This window comes from Reinekea marinisedimentorum, from assembly GCF_004341165.1.
GTDB classification, from domain to species: Bacteria; Pseudomonadota; Gammaproteobacteria; order Pseudomonadales; family Natronospirillaceae; genus Reinekea; species Reinekea marinisedimentorum.
In genome coordinates this window covers 1-1,178 of record NZ_SLZR01000057.1, presented here as the reverse complement: position 1 = coordinate 1,178, position 1,178 = coordinate 1, and the positions used below count along the sequence as shown (strand labels likewise).

Annotated in this window: 1 protein-coding gene; it reads right to left on the bottom strand. The window is 50.0% G+C overall.

The window, feature by feature from the left end; all coding sequences use genetic code 11:
- Positions 1–73: 73 nt before the first annotated feature.
- Positions 74–1,147, bottom strand: a complete 1,074-nt coding sequence (locus BCF53_RS19125) for an IS91 family transposase (protein ID WP_132704379.1) — start codon at positions 1,145–1,147, stop codon at positions 74–76.
- Between the last annotated feature and the right edge of the window lie 31 nt (positions 1,148–1,178).

Here is a 1,178-nt window from a genome sequence, read left to right as displayed (position 1 = left end):
CTATTCATACCTTTCTCTATTTCGCAGGCACAGCACGACCGCCTTCGGCAAGGTGGCAAATCTCTCCTTGTGCTCAAATCTCTTCGTTTTTATTCCGATACTCCGCCAGGCACTGACTACAGCGCACTTTCGTCGTCTTACCCCGCACCCAGGCAACCCAGTCAAACTCAACGAAAGCCTGCACCGGCGACTGCTTAAAATGCTCTCGAGCCTTATTTAACGCATCGGCCTTCACCGGGTTGTACAAACCATAGCAGCGCACTGTTTGTTTATAGGGAATCATGACGTGTTGCAGCAATCGCTTTAGAAAATCATCACAATTCAACGACAACCTTTCCTTTTTGCCGGTTTGATGCGATTTGTACCGAAACAACACTTGATCATCGGCTTTAAGCAGCTGCCCGTTCCGAATCGCGCCACCGCGCATGTAGCGTGCAAGGTACTTAGCAACGCCGTCACCATGCTCATAGGGCTTGCAACAATGAACAACCCAATCTGAGGCGTAGAGGGCTTGTTTTGCTGGTAAGTCTGCCTCTGCAAATGTTTCTGTCAGCGCTGCCAGAAACTTCCCGCGGAACAACTGCATCATAACCTTCGCCGGGAACATCGCTTTGCGCTTTGGCTCTACCCAATCACCTTGCCCATTAAGGCCGCCATGCGTAATCAGGCAATGAATATGGGGATGCAAACTTAAGTTCCGGCCCCAGGTGTGCAGTGCCAGAATGATACCGGGCTGGGCATTCAGGTACTTCGAGTCATTAGCAAGCAGACGCAGCGTCTGCTGCACCGCTTTAAATAAAATGTCCTGTACGGATTGTTGATGGAAGCGCCAGAGTGGCAACAATGAATGAGGTATCGTGAAGATCCAATGATGATGGGTTGTATCGAGTAGTCGTGCTTGTTGGCGGCGAAGCCATTGATCGGTTTTTAGGTGTTGGCACTGCGGGCAGCTGCGGTGACGACAGCTGTTGTAATAAACGTTTTCGATGTGGCCGTTTTCGCACACGTCGGCATGACTGCCCATCACGGATGTTCGACAGTACTGTAGTGACCATAATGCCTTATGCTGAAACAACGGCAACGAATGCTCGGCCAGGAAGGCATTCGCATGAGTCTGCAAAAAGGTTTGAATAGAAACCTTGCTCATGAAAGCAAGATATCAGATACTGGTTGGACAT